Annotated in this window: 25 protein-coding genes (1 of these 25 running past the window's edge); 16 read left to right on the top strand and 9 right to left on the bottom strand. The window is 43.1% G+C overall.

What is annotated here, in order from left to right; genetic code table 11:
* On the bottom strand, nt 1-841 hold the 5' portion of the coding sequence (lipA, locus tag G460_RS0113325) for a lipoyl synthase (RefSeq protein ID WP_026955828.1). It extends 38 nt beyond the left edge of the window; only the first 841 of its 879 coding nucleotides appear in the window; it begins with the start codon at nt 839-841; its stop codon lies off the left edge, out of view.
* A gap of 55 nt (nt 842-896) precedes the next feature.
* The gene (locus tag G460_RS0113320) at nt 897-1,625 is read right to left on the bottom strand and encodes a hypothetical protein (protein WP_026955827.1); all 729 of its coding nucleotides are present in this window, start codon (nt 1,623-1,625) and stop codon (nt 897-899) included.
* 71 nt (nt 1,626-1,696) lie between these two features.
* Between G460_RS0113320 and G460_RS0113315 the strand changes: the two genes are divergently transcribed.
* Both G460_RS0113315 and sdaAA read left to right on the top strand, forming a co-directional pair.
* Nucleotides 1,697-2,101, top strand: a complete 405-nt coding sequence (locus G460_RS0113315; protein WP_026955826.1) for an OsmC family protein — start codon at nt 1,697-1,699, stop codon at nt 2,099-2,101.
* Between the two features lie 38 nt (nt 2,102-2,139).
* On the top strand, nt 2,140-3,048 hold the full coding sequence (gene sdaAA, locus G460_RS0113310) for an L-serine ammonia-lyase, iron-sulfur-dependent, subunit alpha (RefSeq protein WP_026955825.1): 909 nt from the start codon (nt 2,140-2,142) through the stop codon (nt 3,046-3,048).
* On the opposite strand, the gene G460_RS0113305 is transcribed toward sdaAA, so the two are convergent.
* From G460_RS0113305 to G460_RS0113285, 5 genes are all read right to left on the bottom strand, one after another.
* Complete coding sequence (locus tag G460_RS0113305) at nt 3,037-3,495, bottom strand: hypothetical protein (protein ID WP_026955824.1); 459 nt, start codon at nt 3,493-3,495, stop codon at nt 3,037-3,039. The genes sdaAA and G460_RS0113305 overlap by 12 nt on opposite strands.
* On the bottom strand, nt 3,492-4,436 hold the full coding sequence (locus G460_RS0113300; protein ID WP_026955823.1) for a calcium/sodium antiporter: 945 nt from the start codon (nt 4,434-4,436) through the stop codon (nt 3,492-3,494). The genes G460_RS0113305 and G460_RS0113300 overlap by 4 nt, the downstream gene beginning before the upstream one ends.
* Before the next feature lie 2 nt (nt 4,437-4,438).
* Nucleotides 4,439-5,083, bottom strand: coding sequence for a uracil phosphoribosyltransferase (upp, locus tag G460_RS0113295; protein WP_026955822.1), 645 nt, complete (start codon nt 5,081-5,083; stop codon nt 4,439-4,441).
* A gap of 67 nt (nt 5,084-5,150) precedes the next feature.
* Nucleotides 5,151-6,449, bottom strand: a complete 1,299-nt coding sequence (locus tag G460_RS0113290; RefSeq protein WP_026955821.1) for an OmpA family protein — start codon at nt 6,447-6,449, stop codon at nt 5,151-5,153.
* Between the two features lie 123 nt (nt 6,450-6,572).
* The gene (locus G460_RS0113285; RefSeq protein WP_026955820.1) at nt 6,573-7,859 is read right to left on the bottom strand and encodes an OmpA family protein; all 1,287 of its coding nucleotides are present in this window, start codon (nt 7,857-7,859) and stop codon (nt 6,573-6,575) included.
* Between the two features lie 170 nt (nt 7,860-8,029).
* Between G460_RS0113285 and G460_RS0113280 the strand changes: the two genes are divergently transcribed.
* The 9 genes from G460_RS0113280 (at nt 8,030) to G460_RS0113240 (ending at nt 16,067) form a co-directional block, all read left to right on the top strand.
* A complete protein-coding gene (locus G460_RS0113280) occupies nt 8,030-8,938 on the top strand; it encodes a M20/M25/M40 family metallo-hydrolase (protein ID WP_026955819.1) in 909 nt (302 codons plus the stop codon).
* A 6-nt stretch (nt 8,939-8,944) separates the two neighbouring features.
* On the top strand, nt 8,945-9,478 hold the full coding sequence (gene hpt, locus G460_RS0113275; protein ID WP_026955818.1) for a hypoxanthine phosphoribosyltransferase: 534 nt from the start codon (nt 8,945-8,947) through the stop codon (nt 9,476-9,478).
* A gap of 21 nt (nt 9,479-9,499) precedes the next feature.
* Entirely contained in the window at nt 9,500-10,072 is a 573-nt protein-coding gene (locus G460_RS0113270) for an adenylate kinase (protein WP_026955817.1), read from the top strand.
* 76 nt (nt 10,073-10,148) lie between these two features.
* Nucleotides 10,149-11,144, top strand: a complete 996-nt coding sequence (gene obgE, locus G460_RS0113265; RefSeq protein WP_026955816.1) for a GTPase ObgE — start codon at nt 10,149-10,151, stop codon at nt 11,142-11,144.
* A gap of 75 nt (nt 11,145-11,219) precedes the next feature.
* Nucleotides 11,220-11,783: a nucleotide exchange factor GrpE gene (locus tag G460_RS0113260; protein WP_026955815.1), complete on the top strand. Its 564-nt coding sequence runs from the start codon at nt 11,220-11,222 to the stop codon at nt 11,781-11,783.
* Between the two features lie 2 nt (nt 11,784-11,785).
* Nucleotides 11,786-12,898 carry a molecular chaperone DnaJ gene (gene dnaJ / locus G460_RS0113255; RefSeq protein WP_026955814.1) on the top strand — a complete coding sequence of 371 codons (1,113 nt, stop codon included), beginning with the start codon at nt 11,786-11,788 and terminating at the stop codon, nt 12,896-12,898.
* A 78-nt stretch (nt 12,899-12,976) separates the two neighbouring features.
* Nucleotides 12,977-13,864: a hypothetical protein gene (locus tag G460_RS0113250; protein ID WP_026955813.1), complete on the top strand. Its 888-nt coding sequence runs from the start codon at nt 12,977-12,979 to the stop codon at nt 13,862-13,864.
* Nucleotides 13,865-13,876: 12 nt separating this feature from the next.
* Entirely contained in the window at nt 13,877-14,770 is an 894-nt protein-coding gene (locus G460_RS0113245) for an ABC transporter ATP-binding protein (RefSeq protein WP_026955812.1), read from the top strand.
* Nucleotides 14,763-16,067, top strand: coding sequence for an ABC transporter permease (locus tag G460_RS0113240; protein ID WP_026955811.1), 1,305 nt, complete (start codon nt 14,763-14,765; stop codon nt 16,065-16,067). The genes G460_RS0113245 and G460_RS0113240 overlap by 8 nt, the downstream gene beginning before the upstream one ends.
* 119 nt (nt 16,068-16,186) lie before the next feature.
* Here G460_RS0113240 and G460_RS0113235 read toward each other — a convergent pair whose 3' ends face one another.
* Nucleotides 16,187-16,657, bottom strand: coding sequence for a Dps family protein (locus G460_RS0113235; protein ID WP_026955810.1), 471 nt, complete (start codon nt 16,655-16,657; stop codon nt 16,187-16,189).
* 143 nt (nt 16,658-16,800) lie between these two features.
* Here G460_RS0113235 and G460_RS0113230 point away from each other — a divergent pair, with 143 nt between their 5' ends.
* Nucleotides 16,801-18,036, top strand: a complete 1,236-nt coding sequence (locus G460_RS0113230; protein WP_026955809.1) for a sensor histidine kinase — start codon at nt 16,801-16,803, stop codon at nt 18,034-18,036.
* A 248-nt stretch (nt 18,037-18,284) separates the two neighbouring features.
* On the top strand, nt 18,285-19,865 hold the full coding sequence (locus tag G460_RS0113225; RefSeq protein WP_026955808.1) for a peptide chain release factor 3: 1,581 nt from the start codon (nt 18,285-18,287) through the stop codon (nt 19,863-19,865).
* A gap of 68 nt (nt 19,866-19,933) precedes the next feature.
* On the opposite strand, the gene ade is transcribed toward G460_RS0113225, so the two are convergent.
* Entirely contained in the window at nt 19,934-21,556 is a 1,623-nt protein-coding gene (ade, locus tag G460_RS0113220) for an adenine deaminase (protein WP_026955807.1), read from the bottom strand.
* Between the two features lie 132 nt (nt 21,557-21,688).
* On the opposite strand from ade, the gene cmk reads away from it, so the two are divergent.
* From cmk to G460_RS0113200, 3 genes are all read left to right on the top strand, one after another.
* A complete protein-coding gene (gene cmk / locus G460_RS0113210) occupies nt 21,689-22,393 on the top strand; it encodes a (d)CMP kinase (protein ID WP_026955806.1) in 705 nt (234 codons plus the stop codon).
* Nucleotides 22,377-23,276, top strand: a complete 900-nt coding sequence (locus G460_RS0113205) for a 4-hydroxy-3-methylbut-2-enyl diphosphate reductase (RefSeq protein WP_026955805.1) — start codon at nt 22,377-22,379, stop codon at nt 23,274-23,276. The genes cmk and G460_RS0113205 overlap by 17 nt, the downstream gene beginning before the upstream one ends.
* A gap of 137 nt (nt 23,277-23,413) precedes the next feature.
* Nucleotides 23,414-24,766 (top strand): Na(+)-translocating NADH-quinone reductase subunit A, encoded by a 1,353-nt coding sequence (locus G460_RS0113200; RefSeq protein WP_026955804.1) that lies wholly within the window; start codon nt 23,414-23,416, stop codon nt 24,764-24,766.
* Nucleotide 24,767: the final 1 nt, after the last annotated feature.

Here is a 24,767-nt window from a genome sequence, read left to right as displayed (position 1 = left end):
TTACCAAAGGACCAGATTCCACGTATTTCAAGCCTCTCTTAAGTCCTTCTTCTCTATAATGGTCAAACAAATCTGGGTGGATAAATTCAGCTACTTCAATATGCATTTTGGTAGGTTGAAGGTACTGGCCCAAAGTCAGGATGTCGCATCCATTGGCGGCAAGATCATCCATAGCTTTGTAGACCTCTTCTTTTGTCTCTCCAAGACCGAGCATGATACCTGTTTTGGTTCTTTTCCCATATTCTTTAGTCAACTTGATCTGCTCTAAAGAGCGATCATATTTAGCCTGTGGTCGTACTCTCCTATAGAGTGACCCAACAGTCTCCATGTTGTGAGAGACCACTTCCTGACCTCCACTGATCATTCTATACAAGGCATCCCAATTAGCCTTAACATCAGGAATCAAAGTCTCTATAGTAGTCTCTGGAGAAAGCTCTTTGGTTTTGACGACTGTTTGATACCAAATCTCCGCTCCTTTGTCTTTCAATTCATCTCTATTGACAGAAGTCAAAACTGCGTGCTTTACTCCCATGAGCTGGATAGCTTCCGCTACACGGTTTGGCTCGTCTGTATCATACTCTGGTGGTCTGCCAGTCGCTACTGCACAAAATGAGCACGAACGTGTACAGACATTGCCCAGTATCATAAATGTAGCTGTACCAGCTCCCCAGCATTCCCCCATATTTGGGCAATTGCCACTTTCGCAGATGGTATGTAGCTTATGCTGGTCTACAAGTTTTCGGACTTTTGCGTATTCTTTTCCTACCGGAAGTTTTACTCTCAACCAATCTGGTTTTTTCCTGCGGGTATTCTCTTCTGATATTACCGGTAATTCGATCATGTCAAAGTAATTTGAAAGCGAAATTAAGCTTTAATGAATCAAAACCCAATCTTCCTTATTTTCTAAAACCGTAATAGAATGTGAAATAGGCAGATTGGAATAATTGCCTATTCTCGGTCGTTGGAATGAGTGGGATTTCTTTGGTAAAACCCTCTAACATGTATCCGAGTTCCAAACCTGTCACATTGGTTTTAAATACCCCAAATTCAAAATTAAGGGCTGCTTTAAGATTAGCACCGATAGCTAGTTCTGATTGGCCCAGTCCTTCAAATAATCTGCCTGTACCCAAGATATTAAATCGGCTTTGATGGATTTCAGGGTCATATTGCTCCCGCACTGTTTGGAGTCTATTGATTGCATATTCGATGTAGTATGGAGCAATTAAGCCGATTGAAGGGCCGATTCCTCCTAAGGCGGATACTTGTACTCCTTGATTAGGCGCTTTTCTAAAAAGTATAATCTCACGCCCATATTGTGGTCGGATGGAATAGAGGTAATTTGATTTTCCAAAAATATAACTATTGCCTAATACAGTGTTGTAGCGTATTTCTTTTGGGTTTTTGACATTCGAGAGCTCTACAGCAAAAAATGAATATTGATCATCTGTCAAGCGCGTGCCTACCTTGAAAACAAAACCTCCTATCAATCCTCCATTGGTGTTTTTGTTGAGGCCAAACAAGTATTCTTTGTCATACTCGTAATTGCCAGCATCCTCCCTTTGGGCAAACACCAGACTTCCGTAGAGCGTAAAACATGCAATAAGGAAAATTTTAACTCCATTCATTGGCTTTGGGTAGAAAATATTGCTCTATTTTTGAATATAAGTATTTAACTGATAATTAAAAGTAAGAGTTTATGCCCACGATAAAAAGTTCGTATTTAGGAAATTTGAGAACCACTTCTACGCATGTCCAATCGGGGAAAAGCCTAATTACGGATGCTCCCGTAGATAATAATGGTAAAGGAGAGGCTTTTTCACCTACTGATCTTGTAGCCTCTGCTTTGGGAGCCTGTATGGTGACTATCATGGGAATCGTGGCAGCAAGGGACGGAGTAGAACTGGACGGATTGGACTGGGAGGTGACTAAAGTAATGCAAGCCGCCCCTCGTAAAATCAGTGAGATTGTGATTACGTTTTTCTGGGAAGACCCTGTGGCAGATCCTTCAATGATCCAGAAACTTAAAAATGCTGCCAAAACCTGTCCTGTTGCGCTGAGTTTGGATCCAGAAATCAAGCAAACAATCCATTTTAATTTCTGAAAATCTGGTGTCATTTGGATGCCTTAAGTGCTGTTGATATGTGTTATTTATTTGAAAGTTTCAAAGGCTGGAAGCAATACTGTGATGACAAAAAAGTGTCATTGCATCAATCTGTCATCGAGTACGAGTCAGAGCAAAGAGGTAAGACTGAAGAAGAAATTTATGAAGGCTTACTCAAAGCCTACTCAGTGATGAAAGATGCTGTGAAGACGGGATTGGAAGAAGACATGAAGTCTAGGAGTGGCATGATCGATAATGGAGCCAAAAAGGTTTTCAATCATCCATTGACGGTTTTATCACCTGAGTTCCAGAAGTTGATTTCACGCGCCCTGGCTGCTAAAGAGGTCAATAGTTGTATGGGGAGAGTGGTAGCTGCGCCCACGGCCGGAGCCTCCGGAATTCTACCTGGTACGATGGTGACTTTACAGGAAATCCATCATCTATCGGATTCCCAAATCGTGGAAGGTTTACTAATAGGGGCTGGGATTGCTCTTATCATTGAGCAAAAAGCAAGTCTTGCAGGAGCTGTAGGTGGATGTCAGGCAGAGACTGGTTCGGCAGCTGCTATGGCAGCCGGAGCTATTGTCCATTGCTTAAATGGGAATACAGATCAGGTCTTCAACGCGGTAGCAATCACCATTCAGTGTATGCTCGGGCTTGTATGCGACCCTGTTGCTGGTTTAGTAGAAGTGCCCTGTGTAGTGCGAAATGCCAGTGCAGCAAGCATAGCGTTCAGTTCTTCTCAAATAGCTATCGCACAGGTGGATGCTGTGATTCCGGTAGATGAATGTGTGGAAGCTATGGGGGAAATCGGCGCCTCGATGGAAAGCAAATATAAAGAAACAGCCATGGGCGGATTGGCGGCTACCTTGACTGGCCAGGAAGTTTCAAAAAGGGTATTGATTCAGGATATTGAGATCTTACCAGATGATGACTCAACCAAGTAGTTTTTGAAAGAAAGGAATCGCTAGAATTTGATCTATTGTCAGGCTGAAAAAGGTGGCCCATAGTAGTGAAGACCAAAGCATGTGGAAATAAATTTTTCGCTTTTTTGTGCCAAATGAAACTAAGATCAAAGTACCTCCAGCTGGTGTCAAGATCAAAGGAGTAACCAGCGCAATACCTATTTCCCCATACTTCCTCCATAGCTTGACAATAGTTCGATTCTTTTTAGAGAACACCTGCTTCTTTCTTGTGACTTTCAATTGTAGGACTCTTTGAAATTTCTTCCCGATCAGCGTAAAAAGAAAGACGCTCGACATCGTGCCAAAAACAGTGATGAAAATAGTCATAGGGACACTGTAACCTGCGGCGGAACCCAAAACCGGACCTGCTATAAACTTAAAGTAGGTGAGAAAGTAAATACCCAGAAATGTCAGGATAGCTTCACTCATAGCAGGAAAAACAAATAAACCGCGTAGCTGCCGAGTAAGATACCACCTTCCAATTTGGACAATTGCATCTTTCGTTTCATCAATGGGAATAGCAACAAAGTGATTCCTATCATCCACAGAAAATCTCCATAGATAAATGCGTCAGAAACACCGATAGGTTTGATGATCGCAGTGAGACCGATGATGGACAGGATGTTCATAATATTACTGCCTAGGATATTTCCCAGGGCTAAATCAGTCTTTTTAGCTAAAGCGGCCATAACTGAAGTGATCAATTCTGGCAAACTTGTGCCAATGGCAATTATTGTGACTCCTATGATTCGCTCCGAAACACCAAAATTCCTGGAGATGCCCACTGCATTTTCTACTAGTAGCTCCGAGCCAAAATATAACCCGACTATCCCCCCCAAAAATAATCCAATTGATTGTAGCCATCCATAGCCCTTTACCTGTTCGATCTCCTCCTCAGCCTCTGTTTCAGCTTCAGTATTAATACCTCCTTGGATACTTTTAAACAGATAGACGTTGAAAACAACAAACAAAAGGAAAAGAAGTATTCCTTCCCATAAGGAGATTGATCCATTTAATGCTAATCCAAAAAAGAGAATTGTGACCAACACGGTTACTAAATAATCAAATCGAAGGTGGGTACGCTTGATTAAGATTGGGTAGAAGATCGCACTGAAGCCTAAAACCAGGGCAATGTTGGCAATATTGGACCCTACTACATTGCCGATCGAGATATCACTATTTCCTTTGAGAGCTGCACTGACACTGACAAGAAGCTCTGGCGCCGAGGTGCCAAAAGCGACAATAGTCAGGCCTATTAATCCACTACTCATTCCTAGTTTTAGGGCAATAGCTGAGGCTCCGTCTACCAGTATTTTACCTCCTATTAAAAGAATTACAAGCCCAAGAGCCAATAACAAATACGCAGTCATAATTAAAGTTTTGTTCCAAAAGCCAAATCGCCTGCATCGCCTAGGCCTGGCAGAATGTAGGATAGGTGGTTTAGTTTCTCATCTAATGCGCCCAACCAAAACTGGTGGGGAATGGTCAATTGGGAATTGAGGTACTCTATCCCTTCTGGGGCTGCAAATGCAGCAGCGATGTGAATAGTCTTAGGGGTACCGTGGGTGAGTAATGTTTCAATTGTTTGCACGACCGATTTGCCTGTCGCTAGCATAGGATCGGTGATGATTATTGTTTTGCCTTCTATTGAAGGGCTGGCATGATATCCCAACTCGACCGAAATATCACTCCCTACGTCTTCTTTTCGAAAAGCACCAATAAACCCACTTTCTGCTTGATCAAATATCTGGAGAAAGCCTTGGTAAAACGGAACTGCAGCTCTTAAAACGGCTACAAGCACTGGTTGAGATACAGGCAATGCGACCTTAGCTGTTCCAAGTGGAGTCTTTACCTTCTTTTCTTCATATTCCAAGTTTTTGGAAATTTCATAGGCGAGTATTTCTCCCAGTCTTGCCAAATTGGTACGAAAGCGCATCCGATCTTGCTGGATAGATTGGTCCCTTAATTCAGCAATGAATTGGTTCGCTATGGATGGTTGGTTTGCTAATACAAACATGGAGGCAAATTTAACAGAAAACCCGTCGAATCTTCGACGGGTTTTCATATTAATCCAAGAACTGATTTTATTTCACTTCGAAGCTAGCTCTTCTAGCCATTTGTCTTGCATCAGCAGAAGACTTGTCTACAGAAGTATCTTCTCCGTAGCCTTTGTAAGAAAGCCTAGAAGCATCTACACCGGAAGCGATCAAGAGATCATACACTGCTTTTGCTCTTCTTTCAGAAAGCTTCATGTTATAATCTTCTGGACCTAGTTCGTCAGCATATCCTTTGATTTCTACACTTACTCCTGGGTTCTTCTTCATGAAGTTAGATACATAAGAAGCTGCGCTGGTAGAATAACCTAGTGGCTTGGAGGAATCAAACGTATAGTATACGTTTACATAACCATCGTTGATTGCTTTCTTAAAGAAATCAAGTTGTTCAACTACTTCCTCTACCGGGCATCCGTTGGTAGATGCAGGACCTGGAAGGAAAGGACAGTTGTCCATATGATCAGGAGTGCCATCGCCGTCAGAGTCCATAGTGACACCTGCAGAGTTTACTCTAGCTCCAGCTGGAGTGTTAGGTTCTTTGTCTAGGTAATCAGGAACACCATCGCCATCAGAATCTTTCAACATATCTTTGATGCCGTTGACTTGAGTAGCAAGCTCTTCTTTGGTAGCATACTTGTCAGCTGCGATATACCAGTCAGCATGTTCTTCATTGCCACCAAGGTAGAATTGAAGTCCTAGAGTACCAGTCCACCAAGTGCCAGGTGCGTGGACAAAAGGGTTGCTGTTTGGTGTTGTAATCGGAAAGGGAGCATTATAGATGTTCCCGTCGAATGTATAGGTTTGTCTTCCATTATAGATCATTGATATGTCACCAGTCAGTGCGACTTTACTAGTGATCTTAAATTGACCTGTGAACCCAGAAATAATATTGTATTGATAATCAAGTCCACCCTGTGGGAGAGATGCTTCTTTAAAATCTAATCTTCCAAACCCTGCACCAAGATGGGCTAGTACATTTAGGCGTCTTGTGAAAGTTTGGAAGTTTAGCATTCTTCCAAAATTGAAAATCCCTTGTACGTTTGCTCTCAAATACTTAGTGGTAAATTCTGGGCTGACATCCTTTGCTTCTCGGAAGGTGCCAAATCCAAAATCACCTTTGACACCAATGTATTCATTGAACATATACCTAGCTCCGAAATCTGTATGCCCAAGATTCAGCGTAGGTGACAGGTATCCTGGAGTTAATGGAGACATGGGTTTGTTGAAACCATAGCTGGCTTCTAGGGACCATTGGTTAAACTCTTTTTTTTGTGAATAAGCAGTAATGGTACTCCCTATTAGGAATACCAGAGTTAAGAATTTTCTCATGTAGATTTATTTGGGTGTATAGGATGATGACGCAAATGTATTAGGATTTATAATTTTCCCTTTGTATAGGGCAAAAAAAAACCTGGTCAGACTGACCAGGTTTAAAACGAATTTTAATAATTCTTATTTCACTTCGAAGCTAGCTCTTCTAGCCATTTGTCTTGCATCAGCAGAAGACTTGTCTACAGAAGTATCTTCTCCGTAACCTTTGTAAGAAAGTCTAGAAGCATCTACACCGGAAGCGATCAATAGATCATACACTGCTTTTGCTCTTCTTTCAGAAAGCTTCATGTTATAATCTTCTGGGCCTAGTTCGTCTGCATATCCTTTGATTTCTACACTTACTCCTGGGTTCTTCTTCATGAAGTTAGATACATAAGAAGCTGCGCTGGTAGAATAACCTAGTGGCTTGGAGGAATCAAACGCATAGTACACGTTTACATAACCATCGTTGATTGCTTTCTTGAAGAAATCAAGTTGTTCAACTACTTCCTCTACCGGGCATCCGTTAGTAGATGCAGGACCTGGAAGGAAAGGGCAGTTGTCCATATGATCAGGAGTGCCATCGCCGTCAGAGTCCATAGTGACACCTGCAGAGTTTACTCTAGCTCCAGCTGGAGTGTTAGGTTCTTTGTCTAGATAATCAGGAACACCATCGCCATCAGAATCTTTCAACATATCTTTGATGCCGTTGATTTGAGTAGCAAGCTCTTCTTTGGTAGCATACTTGTCAGCTGCGATATACCAGTCAGCATGCTCTTCGTTGCCACCAAGGTAGAATTGAAGACCTAGAGTACCAGTCCACCAAGTGCCGTTAGCACCATAGTATCCATTAGAAATGTCAGGTCTGATTGCTTCTGCCCCATCCCAAGTTACTGTTTGACGACCATTGATGATCGTAGAAATGTCACCAACCAATGCTACACTTTTACCAAGCTTCACTTGCGGTGTAATACCGAAGATGAAGTTGTAAACGTTGTCATCGAAATCATTGTAAGCATTCATTTCTGGATTTACCAAACCAATACCTGCACCACCGTGTAGCAAAAGGCCGAATGTTCTGGTGAATGATTCAAAGTTGAATACTCTACCCATGTTTGCAACACCTTGCAGATCTAGTCTGTAGTATTTGGTGTCGAACTCTTGAGTAAGAGCATCATCTGAACCGGCTTCTTTCATGGAGCCAAATCCGTAGTCCAACTTCAATCCAAACTTCTCATTGACCATATAGCGAACCCCGAAGTCCACATGTCCTAGGTTTAGAGAAGGAGAAAGGAAGTTTTTATTTAATGGAGCCATCGGTTTATTGAAACCTCCATTGACCTCCAAGGACCATTTGTCGAAGTCCTGAGCATTGGCACCAATAGCCAAGGCTCCTGCCATAAGTGTTGAGAGTATTAGTTTTTTCATAACAAAAAATTTTTGTTCAAATTTTAAGTGTTTGATTGATGTGACTACAAATTTATAAACTTTTAATTTACTACAAATCTAGACGAATAATTTAAATGTAATTTACAAATAAAAACTTTCGCCATCTTTTTTTCAATTAACGCTAAAATATTCACATAATTGATGCCAAAATGAAATTATTATATGATTTGTTGAATCAATTCGGAGTTTCAGGAGACGAAAGTCCCACTTCAGATTTTCTATTACACTATATTAATAAGAGTAAGGCTTCTTGGGCAACTCAGCCCGAAGTGTTCTCTGGAGAAGAGTTCCATGATTGTATTTTATTGAAATTTGGAAGTCCTAAAACAGCTCTTTTTGCCCATATTGACACTATAGGTTTTATGGTGAGGTATGAAAATCAATTAGTTGCGGTAGGTGGTCCAGAGGTTAGGGAAGGGGTGAAGCTAGTTGGAAAGGATAGTCATGGTGATGTTTTTTGCAAGCTGATAGGCGATGAAGATGACCCCCGACATGACTTTCCTCGCGCCATCGATAGAGGTGCTCGATTAGCCTTTGCACAAGACATTAGAATTGATGATGAATTTATTCAAGCCGCATACCTTGATAATAGGTTGGGAGTGTATACTGCGTTGAAGGTGTGTGAATCTCTTGAACATGGTTGGGTAGTTTTTACCACATATGAGGAACATGGAGGAGGGAGTATGCCATTTCTCCTTTCCTTCATTCAGCAAGAAAGCCCGATTAAGCAGGCTTTGATAGCAGATATTACTTGGGTGACAGATGGGGTTTTACCAAAAGAAGGCGTAGTGATTTCAATTCGAGATAAATTTATTCCGCGGAAAAAGTTCTTAGATAGAGTCATCGGACTAGCTGAAGAAAGTGGGATCCCCTACCAACTTGAGGTGGAAGCCTCCGGGGGAAGCGATGGACGAGAAGTTCAGTTTTCACCCTACGCTATCGATTGGTGTTTTGTAGGGGCGGCAGAAGAAAATGTCCATAGTCCTGATGAAAAGGTAGCATTGGTTGACTTGGAAGCAATGATCGAACTGCATCAATATTTGATGAAAAACCTTTAATAATAGATGGCAATAAAGATTAAAGACAAGGAATTTGAAGTTTTCATTTCCAAAGATCAAATCAGGAAAAGACTCAAAGAGCTCGGGATTCAAATTTCGAAAGACTTTGACGGGCAGAATCTAGTATTAATAGGAGTATTGAATGGCTCTTTTATTGTGATGGCAGATCTGTGCAGAGAAATAAAGGTGGCTTCGCAGGAAATTAAGTTTTTGAAAATTTCTTCTTATTCCGGGACTCATAGTACGGGTGTGATCAAGGAGGAAATGGGTTTTTCCTCTGATCTGAAAGGAAAAAATATTCTTATCGTAGAAGATATTGTCGATACTGGAGAAAGCATGAACTATTTACTGGGAAAGCTCAAAGGGCTAAGTCCAGCATCAGTTTCTATTGCTACTTTGCTTTACAAACCTGAAGCATTTCGCTATAATTACCCCATTCATTATGTGGGTTTTGAAATTCCCAATAAATTTGTCGTAGGATACGGATTGGATTACGATGGGATGGGAAGGGAACTTCCCGATATTTACCAATTGGCGTAGTCATAACACAAAAAAATCAGAATGCATAATATCGTATTATTTGGCCCTCCGGGTGCAGGAAAAGGTACCCAAAGTGAAAAACTTATTGAAAAATATGGCTTGACTCATCTATCTACAGGTGACTTGTTCAGAAAACACTTGGGAGAAGGGACTGAGCTAGGGACACTAGCTAAGAAATATATGAATGAAGGCCGATTGGTACCTGATGAAGTGGTGATCGGAATGGTCGAGGAGAAGATCGAGGAAACAAAAGATAGCAAAGGCTTCATTTTTGATGGATTCCCTCGAACAACTGCTCAGGCGGAAGCACTTGATGTCATGCTTGCTAAGCATGATATGAGTATTTCAGGCATGATTGCGTTAGATGTAGAGGAAGATATTCTCAAAGCTCGTATCAAAGAAAGAGGCAAGACCTCGGGTCGAGTAGATGATCAGGATGATGAAAAGATCAATACTCGGATCAAGGTTTATTTGGATGAGACATTGCCTGTGGCTTCTTATTATGAGAAACAGGGTAAATTTCAAAAAATCAATGGGGTGGGAGAGATCGACTCGATCTTTCAGGAGATCGCGGCAGTGATAGATTCTTATTGATTTGGCATATTTTGCTAATTTTGCAAACTCAACTAGGCTAGGCTATTTGCTTAGCCTTTTTTATTAATTAAATCCCATGGCAGATTCTAACTTTATAGACTACGTGAAGTTTTGTTCACGTTCTGGCGCAGGTGGTGCCGGATCTCTTCACTTCAGGCGAGAAAAGCATGTGCCCAAAGGTGGACCCGATGGAGGAGATGGTGGTCGAGGGGGACATATTATCCTGAGAGGCAATGCGCAGCATTGGACTCTACTTCATCTCAAATATAAAAAGCATGTGATCGCTGAAGCTGGAAAAGGTGGTGAAGGAGGTAGGCGTACAGGTGCCGATGGGAAAGATATTATCTTGGACGTTCCTCTTGGTACTGTTGCCAAGGACGCTGAAACCGGAGAGAAAAGATTTGAGATCACTGAAGATGGACAGGAAGTTATTCTGACCAAAGGCGGAAGAGGTGGATTGGGAAACCACAATTTCAAATCAGCTACAAATCAGGCTCCGCATTATGCACAGCCAGGAGAGGCAGGGATCGAAGAGTGGATTATTTTGGAGCTCAAACTTTTGGCGGATGTCGGATTGGTAGGATTCCCCAATGCAGGTAAATCCACACTTCTGTCATCTATTTCTGCTGCCAAACCGGAAATTGGAGATTATCCTTTCACTACTCTAGTTCCCAATCTCGGTGTAGTAGGATATCGGGATGACAAATCCTTTGTCATGGCGGATATTCCAGGGATCATTGAAGGTGCCTCTGAGGGGAAAGGTTTGGGGATCCGGTTTCTGAGACATATCGAAAGAAATTCAATCTTACTTTTTTTAATTCCCGCCGATGCCACTAGCATCAAAGAGCAATATCAGATCTTGCTTGGCGAGTTGGAAAAATATAATCCGGAGTTGTTGGACAAGAAAAGGCTTCTGGCAATATCCAAATCGGATATGCTGGATGCAGAACTGATGGCTGAGATGCAAGCCGAATTGCCTCAGGAGCTACCATCTGTTTTTATCTCGGCAGTAGCTCAGACCAATCTGGATCAACTGAAAGATATGATTTGGCAGGCAATCCATGCAGATTGAGTGTCAGTTTGTCAGGATTCTGTCTGTGGCAAACATATTGATGAAGCAGTGAAAACCGGCTATTGATTTATTCAAATGAAAAATAAGGACAAAGAAGTGAAAGATAACCAACAGGAAGTCGTGGAAGAATCGGCTGAAAAAGAAGTGAAAGCTGAAGAGACAGCCACTGAAGTTCAAAATGAGGAAAACCCATTGGCAAAACTGGAAGCCGAAGTCGCTGAGACTCGGGATAAGTATTTGAGACTTTACTCCGATTTTGAAAATTTCAGAAAGCGAAATGCTAAAGAAAGACTGGATTTGATCAAGACTGCTTCAGAGGAAGTGTTGAGAGACTTGATTCCAGTGGTGGATGATTTTGAACGTGCTTCCAAAGCCAACGAGGCAGAAGAAGATGCGCAAAAAATCAGAGAAGGAAATCTGTTGATTTTTAATAAGCTGATGAAAATCCTCGAAAACAAAGGCCTAAAGCCGATGGAGGACCTAATCGGCAATCCATTTGATGCGGATACCCAAGAGGCGATCACCCAGATCCCTGCACCAAATGAAGAAATGAAAGGGAAAGTAATTGACGTGGTAGAAAAAGGATACACCTTAGGTGATAAGGTGGTTCGATTTGCCAAAGTAGTGACAGGAGCATAATTATGGCTAAAAGAGACTATTACGAAGTATTAGGAGTCAGTAAATCGGCCTCAGCTGATGAGATCAAAAAGGCCTACCGCAAGCTGGCGATCCAGTACCACCCCGATAAAAACCCGGACAATCCGGAAGCTGAAGAGAAGTTCAAAGAAGCAGCCGAAGCATACGAGGTGCTCAGCAATGCAGAGAAAAAGCAGCGCTATGATCAGTTTGGCCATCAAGGACTAGGTGGAAATGGCGGCTATGGTGGTGGCGGTATGAACATGGACGATATTTTCTCTCAGTTTGGAGATATCTTCGGTGGCGGCGGATTTTCCTCTTTCTTCGGTGGCGGAGGCGGTGGTGGTGGCCGTCGCACTAAAAAAGGCACCAATCTCCGTGTGAAGTTGAAACTCAACTTGCAGGAAATTGCCAATGGTGTAGAGAAAAAGATCAAAGTTAAAAGACATGTGGTCGCTCAGGGAGTGACCTTCAAGTCCTGTACTTCCTGTAATGGCAGCGGCCAGATCAAGAAGGTGGTCAATACTATGCTTGGTCAGATGGTTTCTGCCAGCACCTGTGGAGTCTGCGGAGGTAGTGGCCAGATAGTGGACAAAAAACCAGCCGAGGCCGATGCAAGAGGCTTGGTAGTCAAAGAAGAAGTAATCTCTATCAATATACCAGGTGGTGTAGCAGAGGGTATGCAACTAAGCATGTCAGGCAAAGGGAATGAAATCCCAGGAGGAATTGCTGGGGACTTGTTGATCGTCATCGAGGAGGTGGAAGATACTACACTACAGAGAGATGGCAACAATGTAGTTTTTGACCTGTATGTGTCTTTTGTAGACGCCGCTTTAGGAGCTTCCGTAGAAGTGCCAACCATAGATGGTAAAGTGAAAATAAAAATCGATCCAGGCACCCAATCTGGAAAAGTGCTCAGATTGAAAGGTAAAGGGATCAAAGATATCAATGGCTATTCCAAGGGAGATCAATTGATCATGGTCAACGTCTGGACTCCTACACAACTTTCCAAAGAGGAAAAACAAACTCTGGAAGCGATGAGAGATTCGGAGAATTTCAAGCCGGACCCAGGCAAAGCAGACAAGTCTTTCTTTGATAAGATGAAAGAGTTTTTCTAGAAAATCCAAAGCCAGAAGCAATTCTGGCTTTTTTTATATTTTTAGAACCTTTTTCGGGTCAAGTCGTAATCTTACCGTATGCTGAGAAAATTATGTCTGTTTCTATTGGTGAGTTGCTATGGTTGGGCTGATGCCCATGCGCAATTGGTCAAGGAATATCGGACACCTGAAAGAGAAGGCTTTGATCTGGTGATCTTGGAGTTTTCATCTTATAAGAGTGCCACCCATCTCAAAAGAGTCAGATCCATGGAGCCTATCTATATTCATGGACATCTTGAGCAGACCAATATATTGCCTTCATTTTATCACGAAGTCAAAGACAACATCCTCTGGTCATCGCTGTCTCATAAAAATATCGAGTCGGACAATCTCGGTAAAAGTATTACCTCCAAGTTTTTTTCCAGTGGAAAAGAAGGCTTTTCTCACAGTTGGGATGTGGGCTTGGCATCTAATTTTTTATACCACTTAGAGTTTAACCTAGGGGTGGGGCAAGCTGAATTTGATTTGGCGATGCTGCCTGTCAGTCAGATGAAGGTGCGCAGCGCAAGTGCTGACGTTCACATCCATTATGGGACTGATGATCCCAACAAAGTGCAAATGGACACCTTGCTAGTGACTTTGAATATGGGTACGGTAGATATTCAGTCTGCTAATTTTACCAATGCCAAGAAGATGATTTTTGAGGTCAACTATGGGAATATTAACCTGTCCTTTGATGATGGGATGGCCACTTCCTCCCAAGTGATCGCCGCCGTTGGTGCTGGTACTTTAAATTTAAAATTGCCATCTGACACTTATCCGGTCAAGATAAAAATGAAAACAACGGCCATGTGTAGGGTTTCAATCCCAAAATATTTGCGTTCTTTAGACAAAGAAACCTACGTGACCAAAGGATATCAAGCGGATGATCCCAAGCTCCTAGAACTCACCGTGGATGTGGGCGTGGGTTCTCTCAAAGTTGAATAAGTTTTTCATTACATGCTTGAAACCCAAAAACTCAATAAATCCTATGGGACCAATCGGGCTTTGACCGATTTGGATCTAAAGGTGAATAAAGGAGTGATTTTTGGATTGCTGGGGCCCAATGGCGCAGGCAAATCTACATTGATCCGCATTATCAATCAGATCATCGATGCTGACTCAGGCCAGGTTTTCATAGATGGCAGACCTTTGGCTCCAGATCATATCAGTCAGATAGGGTATTTGCCAGAAGAAAGAGGTCTGTATAAAAAAATGAAAGTCTGGGATCAAATGCTCTATTTTGCCAGACTCAAAGGACTCTCCCAGATCGACGCTAAAAAAAGGATCAATCTCTGGCTCGACAAAATGGAAATGTCCACTTGGAAGGAAAAGAAAATCGAAGATCTTTCTAAAGGGATGGCCCAGAAAGTTCAGTTTATCTCGACGATCATACATAACCCTCCCTTATTGATCTTAGATGAACCGTTTTCAGGATTTGATCCTGTCAATGCCGAAATCATCAAGGATCAGATTTTGGAGCTGAAATCCCAAGGAACGACTGTGATCCTCAGTACACACAGAATGGAATCTGTGGAACTCCTCTGTGATCAAGTGGCGATGATCAACCGCTCCCAAAAAATATTGGACGGCACGATCCGCCAAGTCAAGAATAGCTATAGACCGGAGGTGTTTCAGGTGACCGTGGATCATCCTGTGAAGCCTATCCCTGCAGAATGGATCGCGCACGAAGAAGACGGTTCTTATCATTTTACTCTTCCTCTGAGCGGGAAGACTCCCAATGAACTTTTGGGAGAGTTGATGCCTTATGGGCAGATTTCAAGATTTCAGGAAGTAATTCCAAGTATGGAAGAGATTTTTATTCACCAAGTAAAATCCACAAAGCATGAATAAGATTTGGTTGGTCATACAGCGTGAATATTTGGCACGAGTCAAGAAGAAATCTTTTCTATTGGCAACATTGCTGACTCCACTGATATTCCCTGCGATCATGGCCATTTTTGTATGGATAGCCGTGGAGGAAAAAGAAAATCAATCCCTACGGATCATTGAAGTGGTGGATGACAACAAGCTTTTCTTTTTGGAAAGCTCTGAACAATACGCGTTTTCTTTTTCGGATCGGAGTATAGATGAAGCGAAAGAGTTGGTCAAAAATGGCGATCGTTATGGGTTTTTGCATATCCCATCCTTTGACCTGAAAAGTCCTCAAGGTATCACCTTCTATGGAGAGGAAAATCCCAATATGAACCTGATGTCCTATCTGGAGTCAAGTCTCAAAAAAAAGATTGAAGATCAGCGTCTCTACGAAACGGGGATAGATCCCAAAATCATCACTGATATCAGGACCTCTGTGGATATCAAGTCCATTATGCTGGATGAGCAAGGAGGAGAGAAAGTGTCTAACGCAACTGTCAACTATGCAATAGGTTTTGTCGCTGGGATCCTGATCTACATGTTTATTTTCATCTATGGCAATCAGATCATGCAGGGTGTCATCGAAGAAAAATCCAGTCGGATCGTCGAGATTTTGGTTTCTTCATTGAAGCCTTTTCAGCTGATGATGGGGAAAATCGTGGGAATCGCTGGAGTAGGTTTGACTCAACTATTGATTTGGATAGTGTTGATAGGGGGGCTGACTACGATCGTCACCGGCTATCTTGGGATGCAGATGCCTCAGCAGCAAGCAATGGAAATGGCTCAAGCTGGCATGGAACAAGTGCCTGACAGCGGAGTGGCAGAGATTTTACAAGTGATCAATGGGATAGACTTTGTGACTCTCGTAGCTTGTTTTGTCTTCTATTTTCTAGGCGGATATCTTCTTTATGGAGCTTTGTTTGCAGGGATAGGATCTGCAGTGGAGACACCCTCTGATGCGCAGCAGTTTATGCTCCCCGTGACGGTTCCCTTGATAGTTTCTTATATGGGCTTGTTTGTATTCATCTTGCAGGACCCTAACAGTACGACCTCTTTTTGGCTATCGGTGATTCCTTTGACCTCCCCGATAGCGATGATGGGCCGCGTGAGTTATGGAGTTCCTTTTTGGGAATTGGCCCTTTCTATGAGTTTATTGATTTTGGGTTTCCTAGGTACTACTTGGGTGGCTGGCAAAATCTACCGAATCGGAATCCTGATGCATGGTACCAAGCCTAGCTACAAAACACTTTGGAAGTGGATCAAGACAAATAATTAGAGCTAAGAAACGAGATTCAAGAGGCAAGAGATAAGAAACAAGAGTCAAGAAGCAACGATTAAAAAGCAAAAAATCCCGACCGTGATAGTCGGGATTTTTGATATGTGTTCGATTGGAATTTATCTCAAATAAGCAGAAAGCATCCAAACTACCTTTTCTTTCGCAGTGATGTAGTCGCTCATCAGAGAGGCAGTTCCTTCGTCGTTCGAGTCGCCGGCCGCTTCCAGAGTTTCTCTTTCCAGTTCCAAAAGCGTGGTCATGTTACTTCTGATAGTTTCTACCATTTTCACAGGCTCATCTACTTTTTTGGCCTCTTGGATGGTGGCAGTTTCGATGTATTCTTGATAGGAAGACAGTGGTCTGCCTCCCAGCGTCAAAATTCGCTCTGCCAATTCGTCCACGGAAACGTTGGCCTCATTGTACAATTCCTCAAACTTGGCATGAAGCTCAAAAAAGTTTGGGCCAGAGACATTCCAATGAAAGTTTCTCAAATTCTGATAGTAAACCTGATAGTTTGCCAAGAGTCCATTTAGCTTTTCTACCAATACATTGCTTTCTTTTACTTCTAATCCGATGTCGTTCGTTTTCATATTCATTGTTTTGTTTTGGTCTTACTTTTAATACCATAAATTTACGACAGGGCGGTCGGAAAAGCCAACTGATAATATCTATAAGCCAGATATACTATCTATGACTTTGCTCAGTTAATAGCCTAGTAGCTGTATTACAATTCATGAAAAACAGATTTCAAGATCTCACCTCTATTGATTTTTATCAAAACCGAAAACAAGTCAAATGGCTCTTGGTTCTGGTCTCTTTGACTATTGGTGCTGGATCGATCTGGTATACCAATAGTCTGGTGGAGGAATTGCGGGATCGGGAGCGGAGACAGATTGAGTTGCTTTCCAGCGCTTTGGAATATGCCGCCTCGACCGCCGAAAATCTGACCTTTATCAATCAGGAGATTATCCAGCAAAATTACTCTATTCCCATCATCATGGTGGATGGGCAGGGAGCTCCGATTGAGTTTCGAAATATTGCTTTCAAAAAAAATGCAACAGCTGCCGATTCATCGAAGACCTTGGAGCTCGAACTCATCGAGATGAAGGCAGAGTATGAGCCCATCCTTCTTCAAGAGGCAGATATCCATGTGTATTACCGCAATTCTGAGTTGCTGCTCAATCTGAAGTATTACCCTTATATCCAGCTGGCGGTGATCTTGATCTTTGGAGCTTTGGCCTATATGCTTTTCAATCAAAGCAAAATTGCCGAGCAGAATCGAGTTTGGGCGGGACTAACCAAGGAAACAGCCCATCAGCTCGGAACTCCCATCGCATCACTGATGGCTTGGATCGATTACCTGAGAAATTCTCCAGTCTGGGAAGAAAACAAAGAGATCATTTCCGAAATGGACAAAGATGTCGTCAAGCTACGAATGGTGACAGAGCGATTTAGCAGTATAGGAAGTAAACCAGTCATCCAGGCAGAAAACCTATATCAAGTAATCGAGGAGACGATCAACTATCTTCGTCCGCGAATCTCTACCAAAGTAGATTTGAGCATCAAGGCTGACTCCAGAGATTTGGATGCAATGATGAATAAGCCCCTGCTCGAATGGGTGGTGGAAAATATCTGCAAAAATGCTGTGGATGCAATGAAAGGCAAAGGGTCCATTACGATTGAGTTGCTTCAGGATAGTGACAAGTTTGTGATCGTGGATATCACGGATACAGGTAAGGGCATGGAGAAAAAGATGTATCGGCGTGTTTTCAATCCCGGTTTTTCTACAAAGCAACGAGGCTGGGGGCTAGGCCTGACACTCGCCAAGCGGATCATCGAAAGCTATCACGGCGGGAAAATCTTTGTTAAAAACTCAGAGCTGGGTGGAGGAACGACCTTTCGGATCATCTTGCATAGTACCTTGGAAGGAGCCGAGCAGTTTGTGACAGAAGGAATCCTTGAATACTAGGGGAAGTTCGAAATGTGAAGTGAGAAGTCTGAAATAGGAACGGGGATTTATTTCTTGATTTTGGATTGATGAATTACGATTTACGAGGGGCAGAGATAGGTTGAGGCATTTTTAATTTCGAACCTGGAATTATGAAGTAGGGTCTAACTTTTCAACTTTAGCACCTTTCAACCTTCAAACTGTCCAACCTTCCCATCCAACCTTTTCGCTTAAATTTCCTTACCTTTGCAGCCTGAAAATCACATCCTATGAGTTTGACCCAGGAAATCAATAAGAGAAGAACATTTGCCATCATTGCCCACCCGGATGCCGGTAAAACAACCCTGACGGAAAAATTGCTCCTTTTCGGAGGTGCGATCAACACTGCCGGCGCGGTCAAGTCGAATAAAATCGACACGGCGACCAAATCCGACTGGATGGAAATCGAGAAGCAAAGAGGGATCTCGGTGGCGACTTCCGTGATGGGCTTTGAATACAAGGACATTAAGATCAACTTGCTAGATACTCCGGGTCACCAGGATTTTGCGGAGGATACGTATCGTACTTTGACTGCGGTCGATTCGGTGATTATGGTCATTGACTGTGTAAAAGGGGTGGAGATCCAGACTGAAAAACTGATGGAAGTCTGCCGGATGAGAAATACGCCTGTGATCTGCTTTATCAATAAATTGGACCGGGAAGGACGCGATCCTTATGATTTGCTAGACGAAGTGGAGTCCAAACTCAACATTCAGTGCCGACCACTTTCGTGGCCGATTGGGATGGGAAAAAGCTTCAAGGGGGTTTACAATCTCTACGATCAGAAGCTGAATCTTTTCACTCCTTCTCAAAGAAAGCTTTCCGATGACCGTACGACCTTTGAAAATCTGGAAGATGCGGAATTGGACAAATTGATCGGGCAAAATATGGCTGATCAACTCCGGGAGGATGTGGAGCTGATCGATGGTGTTTACCCTGAGTTTGACCCAAAAGAGTATCTGGAAGGCAAAGTGGCTCCGGTATTCTTTGGTTCGGCTGTGAACAACTTCGGTGTCAATGAGATGTTGGATACTTTTATCAAAATCGCTCCTGCTCCCAAAAGTCGAAATACGGACACAAGAGAAGTCTTACCGAGCGAAAATAAATTTTCAGGCTTTGTGTTTAAGATCCACGCCAACATGGATCCCAACCACCGAAACCGAATTGCTTTCTTGAGGATTTGCTCTGGGGAATTTCAGAGAAATAAACCTTACAAGCATGTTTTGGGTCCGAAACCCCTGCGCTTTTCCAATGTGACGCAGTTTATGGCTCAGGATAAAGAAATCATTGATGCTGCTTATCCTGGGGATATCATCGGTCTCTATGATACTGGAAATCTGAAGATCGGGGATACGCTGACGGATGGAGAAGAGATGGTCTTCACAGGGATTCCGAGCTTCTCACCGGAGATCTTTCGAGAGGTAGTCAACAAAGATGCGATGAAAACCAAGCAATTGGAAAAAGGTCTCAAGCAGTTGATGGAAGAAGGAGTGGCTCAGCTATTTACCTTCGACATGGGATCCAGAAAGGTAGTCGGAACCGTAGGTCAATTGCAGTTTGAGGTGATCCAATTCCGACTAAAAAACGAATACAATGCGACGGTGGAGTTTCATCCGATGAATCTCTACAAAGCTTGCTGGATCAGCAGCAAGGATAAAAAACAGTTGGATGAGTTTGTCCGCTCCAAAAATCGTCATATTGCTCATGACAAGGATGGAAAGCTAGTCTTTATGGCCGAGTCCAAAGCCTGGCTTCAGATGGTGCAAGATAATTACCCGGATATTGAATTCCACTTTACTTCGGAGTTTTAACGGGATGTAACGAACCCTCGAAGAGTTTCAAGCTCTTCGAGGGTTTTTTCTTTTTGGATATAGTTGTCTCATTTAAATACCTCGGTAAACTCAAACTTCTGTCCATCAAACAATCCCTTATCACTCAGCTTCAGATCCGGGATCACTAGCAAAGCCATAAAACTCAAAGTCATAAATGGAGAATTGAGTTTGGAACCCATTTCTTTTGCTATTTTGTCTATTTGGGTATAGGCGTCAGCCACTTCATAACCATCTGAAGCAGACATGATTCCTCCGACAGGAAGTGGTAAAATTTCTTCCTGATTTCCTGAAACAGCAGATATTCCACCTTTGGCTTGAATGATCAAGTTGACCGCCTTGAAAATAGATTCATCATCCACTCCTACGGCAATGATATTATGTGAGTCATGTCCGACTGAGGAAGCGATGGCTCCTGTTTTCAATCCGAAATTTTTGATAAAGGCAACTGCTGGATCCGAATTCTGATAGCGGTTGACCACGGTGATTTTCAGGATGTCCTTGGCTACATTGGATTCCGCAAATCCATCGATTATTAGAACTTCTCCAGAGATTTCGGGAGTGATCAGCTGTCCATCCAGCGCTTCGATCACACGTACTTGATTTCCCTTAGCCTCCAGTTTGAAGTCTTCCGGGCTTTTCAAATCTGTGTCAAAATTATTGATGACCTCATTTTTGATAGAGGGGATAAGCGTTGTTCCATTTTCGGCTACCTTTTCTCCATTGATATAAGTAGCAAGGATCTGAAAGTCTTTGAGATCCTTGGCCAGAATAAAGTCGGCCGGATCCTCTGGTCTCAGTTGGCCGACCTTTAAAGAATAATGTGAAATAGGAGTCAGGCATGCGGCTTGAAGGACGTCGAAAACATCTTTCCCTTTTGCGACAGCCCGTGCGGCCAGTTCATTGATATGTGAAATGGCCAGATTATCCGGATGCTTATCGTCTGAGCAGAGCATGATCATTTCTGGATATTCATCGATCAGATCAATTAGCGCCTCAAAGTTTTTGGCAGCGGATCCCTCCCGGATGGCGATCTTCATTCCCAGTTTGACTTTGTCCAAAGCTTCCTCATAAGTGAAGCATTCATGATCGGTACTGGGACCGGCACTTACATATTTCTCAGCCAGTTCTCCTTTGAGTCCAGGAGCATGACCGTCGATTGGTTTGCCATATTTTTGAGCGATTTTGATTTTTTCCATGACCAGTGGATCACGATTGACTGTGCCTGGCCAGTTCATCATCTCAGCCAAATAGTGGATTTCAGGGCGGGACATCAGATTTTCTATATCCTGAGCATCTACTTCTGCTCCGGCCGTTTCGAATGGAGTGGCAGGAACGCAGGAAGGTGCTCCGAAGTAGAATTTGAAAGGAACCTGTTTTCCGTTTTCGATCATGTAATCGACTCCTTTGACACCGCAGACATTGGCGATCTCATGCGGATCGGAGATGGTGGCCACTGTCCCATGGCATACTGCCAGCCTGGCAAACTCCGAGGGGACCAACATGGAGCTTTCCACATGGACATGTGCATCAATAAATCCCGGCATCAAAAATGGAAGCGAGGGATTGTCTGGGATCTTACTGATTTGAGAGATTTTTCCGTCTTGCACTTCGATCTCTACAGAATAAATTTGTCTGTTTGGGATATCTACGAATTGTCCTTGGAGCTGCATGTTAAAAAAGAATTGAAATACGAGATGCCTTTTGCCGCTGATGGGAGAAGCATCTTGATCTGGGAGATTGGTTTAGATTAAAACTACTATATTTGCGCAGGAATAAAAAAACGAACTAAGCCGGTTTTTTGAATGAATAAAATCGTCATCGCTATCGATGGATATTCTGGGTGTGGAAAGAGCTCCACGGCCAAAGCAGTGGCAAAGGATCTAGGCTATACCTACATAGATACCGGGGCCATGTATCGGGCGGCGACGCTCCATTTTTTGAACAATTATCTTTCTCCGGCTAATCCACATGACGTGGAAAAAGCATTGAAGACCTTGGATATCAGTTTTCACCTCAATCCGGAATCACAACTACAGGAAACCTATCTCAATGGCTTGCATGTGGATGATGAGATTCGCACGATGCGCGTGACGAGTAAGGTGTCTGAGATAGCAGCTGTTCCGGCTGTTCGTAAGGATCTGGTCGCTCAGCAGCAGCGATTGGCCAAGAAAAAAGGAGTGGTCATGGATGGCAGGGATGTAGGTTCGGTGGTTTTTCCGGAGGCAGAGCTCAAGATATTCATGAGTGCAAATCTGAACACTCGGGCAGAGCGGAGACAGGCCGAACTCTTGGAAAAGGGCGAAATGGTGCCTTTGGAAGACATTAAATCAAATCTGGCTGAGCGCGATCGTATCGACTCTACCCGATCTGAAGGACCTCTGATCAAAGTGGCTGATGCCATCGAGATCGATACGAGTCATATTACTTTCGCAGAGCAGGTGGGACAGATCGTGCAAAAGGCGAGAGAAATCATAGAAAAAGAATCAAGCTATGCAGGTAAGCATTGATAAAAATTCGGGTTACTGCTTCGGAGTAGAATTTGCCATCAAGATGGCCGAGGACGAAATGGAGCAATCTGACAAGCTGTATTGCTTGGGAGACATCGTGCACAATGACATGGAAGTCAATCGATTGGCGGCCAAAGGTCTGGTGGTAATCGATCGGGAAGAGCTGGAAAATCTGCATGATTGCAAAGTGCTAATCCGTGCGCATGGTGAACCGCCTGAGACCTACAAAGTTGCAATAGAAAATAACATCGAACTGATCGATGCCTCATGTCCCGTAGTGCTTAAGTTGCAGCATCGGGTCAAGACAGCCTTTGATAAGATGGAGCGTGAGGAAGGCCAGATCGTGATCTATGGCAAAAAAGGCCATGCCGAGGTCATCGGTCTCACAGGTCAGACCTTGGAAAAGGCCATCGTGGTGATGGAAGATTCAGATTTGGAGAAAATTGATTTTGCCAGACCCGTGACGCTTTTTAGCCAGACGACCAAAAGTACGAAAGGCTTTTACGAGCTTTCTAAAAAAATAGAAGATCGCATCCAAGCTGCAAAAGGCGCTCCGGTAGAGACGGTGGATTTCAATGCCAATGATTCCATCTGTAGACAAGTATCCAATCGTGAGCCGCAGCTCCAGAAGTTTTCTCAGGAGAATGATGTGATAGTCTTTGTCTCTGGTAAAAAAAGCTCAAATGGCAAGGCCCTGTATCAAGTTTGCCTCAGTGAAAATCCCCGCAGTTATTTTGTCGAAAGTGAGTCGGAACTGAACCCTGAATGGTTTCACTCCAGTGACAAAGTAGGTATTTGCGGTGCGACCTCTACTCCGATGTGGTTGATGGAGCAGGTCAAAAATTACCTCGAATCTCTGGAAGCAAGTACGCTTCCGGCTTAAACCCAAATAGAACCATTCGAAATGGAGGAAATTCATTTCGGAGAAAATCAAACATAAACTTCCCGATAGTCTTAAAATAAAAAGGTTATTTATTAGATTTGGGGCGTTTTTCAAAAGCTCATAGTTCAAAAACAGATATGTCTAAAATAGTGAAGCTTAAGAAAGGTTTTGACATCAATCTGGCAGGAAAGGCAGCTCAAGAGTTTGCCGATCTAGCAGCCGCTCAGACCTTCGCCATTAAGCCGACTGACTTTCTTGGTATTCAACGACCAAAAGTCCTTGTCAATGAAGGAGATACCGTCAAGGCCGGTACTCCCATCCTGTTCGACAAAGCCATGGACCAAGTCATGTATGTGGCTCCAGTATCCGGCGAAATCGTCGAAGTCAAAAGAGGAGAAAAAAGAAAACTGCTCGAAATCAGAATCTTGGCTGACAAAGAGATCAGCTACGAAGATCATGGTAAAATCAACCTGAGCTCCGTAGATCGTGATACTTTGAAATCAAAACTTGCCGCTGGCGGGGTTTGGCCTCACTTGATTCAGAGACCTTACGGGGTAGTCGCCAATCCGGCGGAAACTCCAAAAGCTATTTTCATTTCTGCTTTTGATACCAATCCTCTTGCACCGGACTATGGCTTTACCCTACAGGGTGAAGAATCCTATTTCCAAGCTGGGCTGGATGCCTTGGTGAAATTGACTGATGGCAAAGTTCATCTCAATGTGGATGGATCCAAGTCAGTACCAGGTATCTTCTCCAATGCCAAAGGAGTAGTGATCAACAAATTTTCCGGTCCACATCCTGCAGGTAATGTCGGTGTGCAGATCCATCACCTAGATCCTATCAATAAAGGAGATCTAGCATGGACTATCTCTCCATTTGGAGTGGTTCAGATCGGTAAGTTGGTAGTCAATGGTGTATTTGATGCAAGCAAAGTGGTCGCAGTGACTGGTTCTGAACTGACTAAAACTGGCTATGTGAAAACATTAGGCGGCGCGTCAGTGACCTCTTTTGTCAAAGGAAATCTTAATTCTGGACATGTCAGAGTGATCTCAGGCAATGTCTTGACTGGTGAGAAAATCTCTTTGGAAGGCTATTTGGGATTCTACCATAGCCAAATCACTGTGATCCCTGAGGGAGATCAGGAAGAATTTTTGGGATGGCTGAAGCCAAGCGCCAAAAAATTGAGCTTCCACAAAGCGATTGGTTTGTTCTCTTTCCTCAACAAGGGCGAGTTCAAAGTAGATACCAATACGCATGGGGAAGAAAGACCTTTTGTGGTGACCGGAGTATTTGAAAAAGTCCTTCCGATGGACATCCTTCCTACCTATTTGTTCAAAGCGATCATCGCTGAAGACTTTGACGAAATGGAAGAGTTGGGATTGTATGAAATCATCGAGGAAGACGTAGCTCTTTGTGAATTTGTGGATCCTTCGAAGAATGAACTGCAGGAGTTGGTTAGAAGTGGGATCGAATTATTAATGTATAGCTAAG

Origin of the sequence: Algoriphagus vanfongensis DSM 17529, from assembly GCF_000429465.1 — a bacterium.
Lineage (GTDB): Bacteria > Bacteroidota > Bacteroidia > Cytophagales > Cyclobacteriaceae > Algoriphagus > Algoriphagus vanfongensis.
This window is presented reverse-complemented; position numbering and strand designations above follow the sequence as displayed.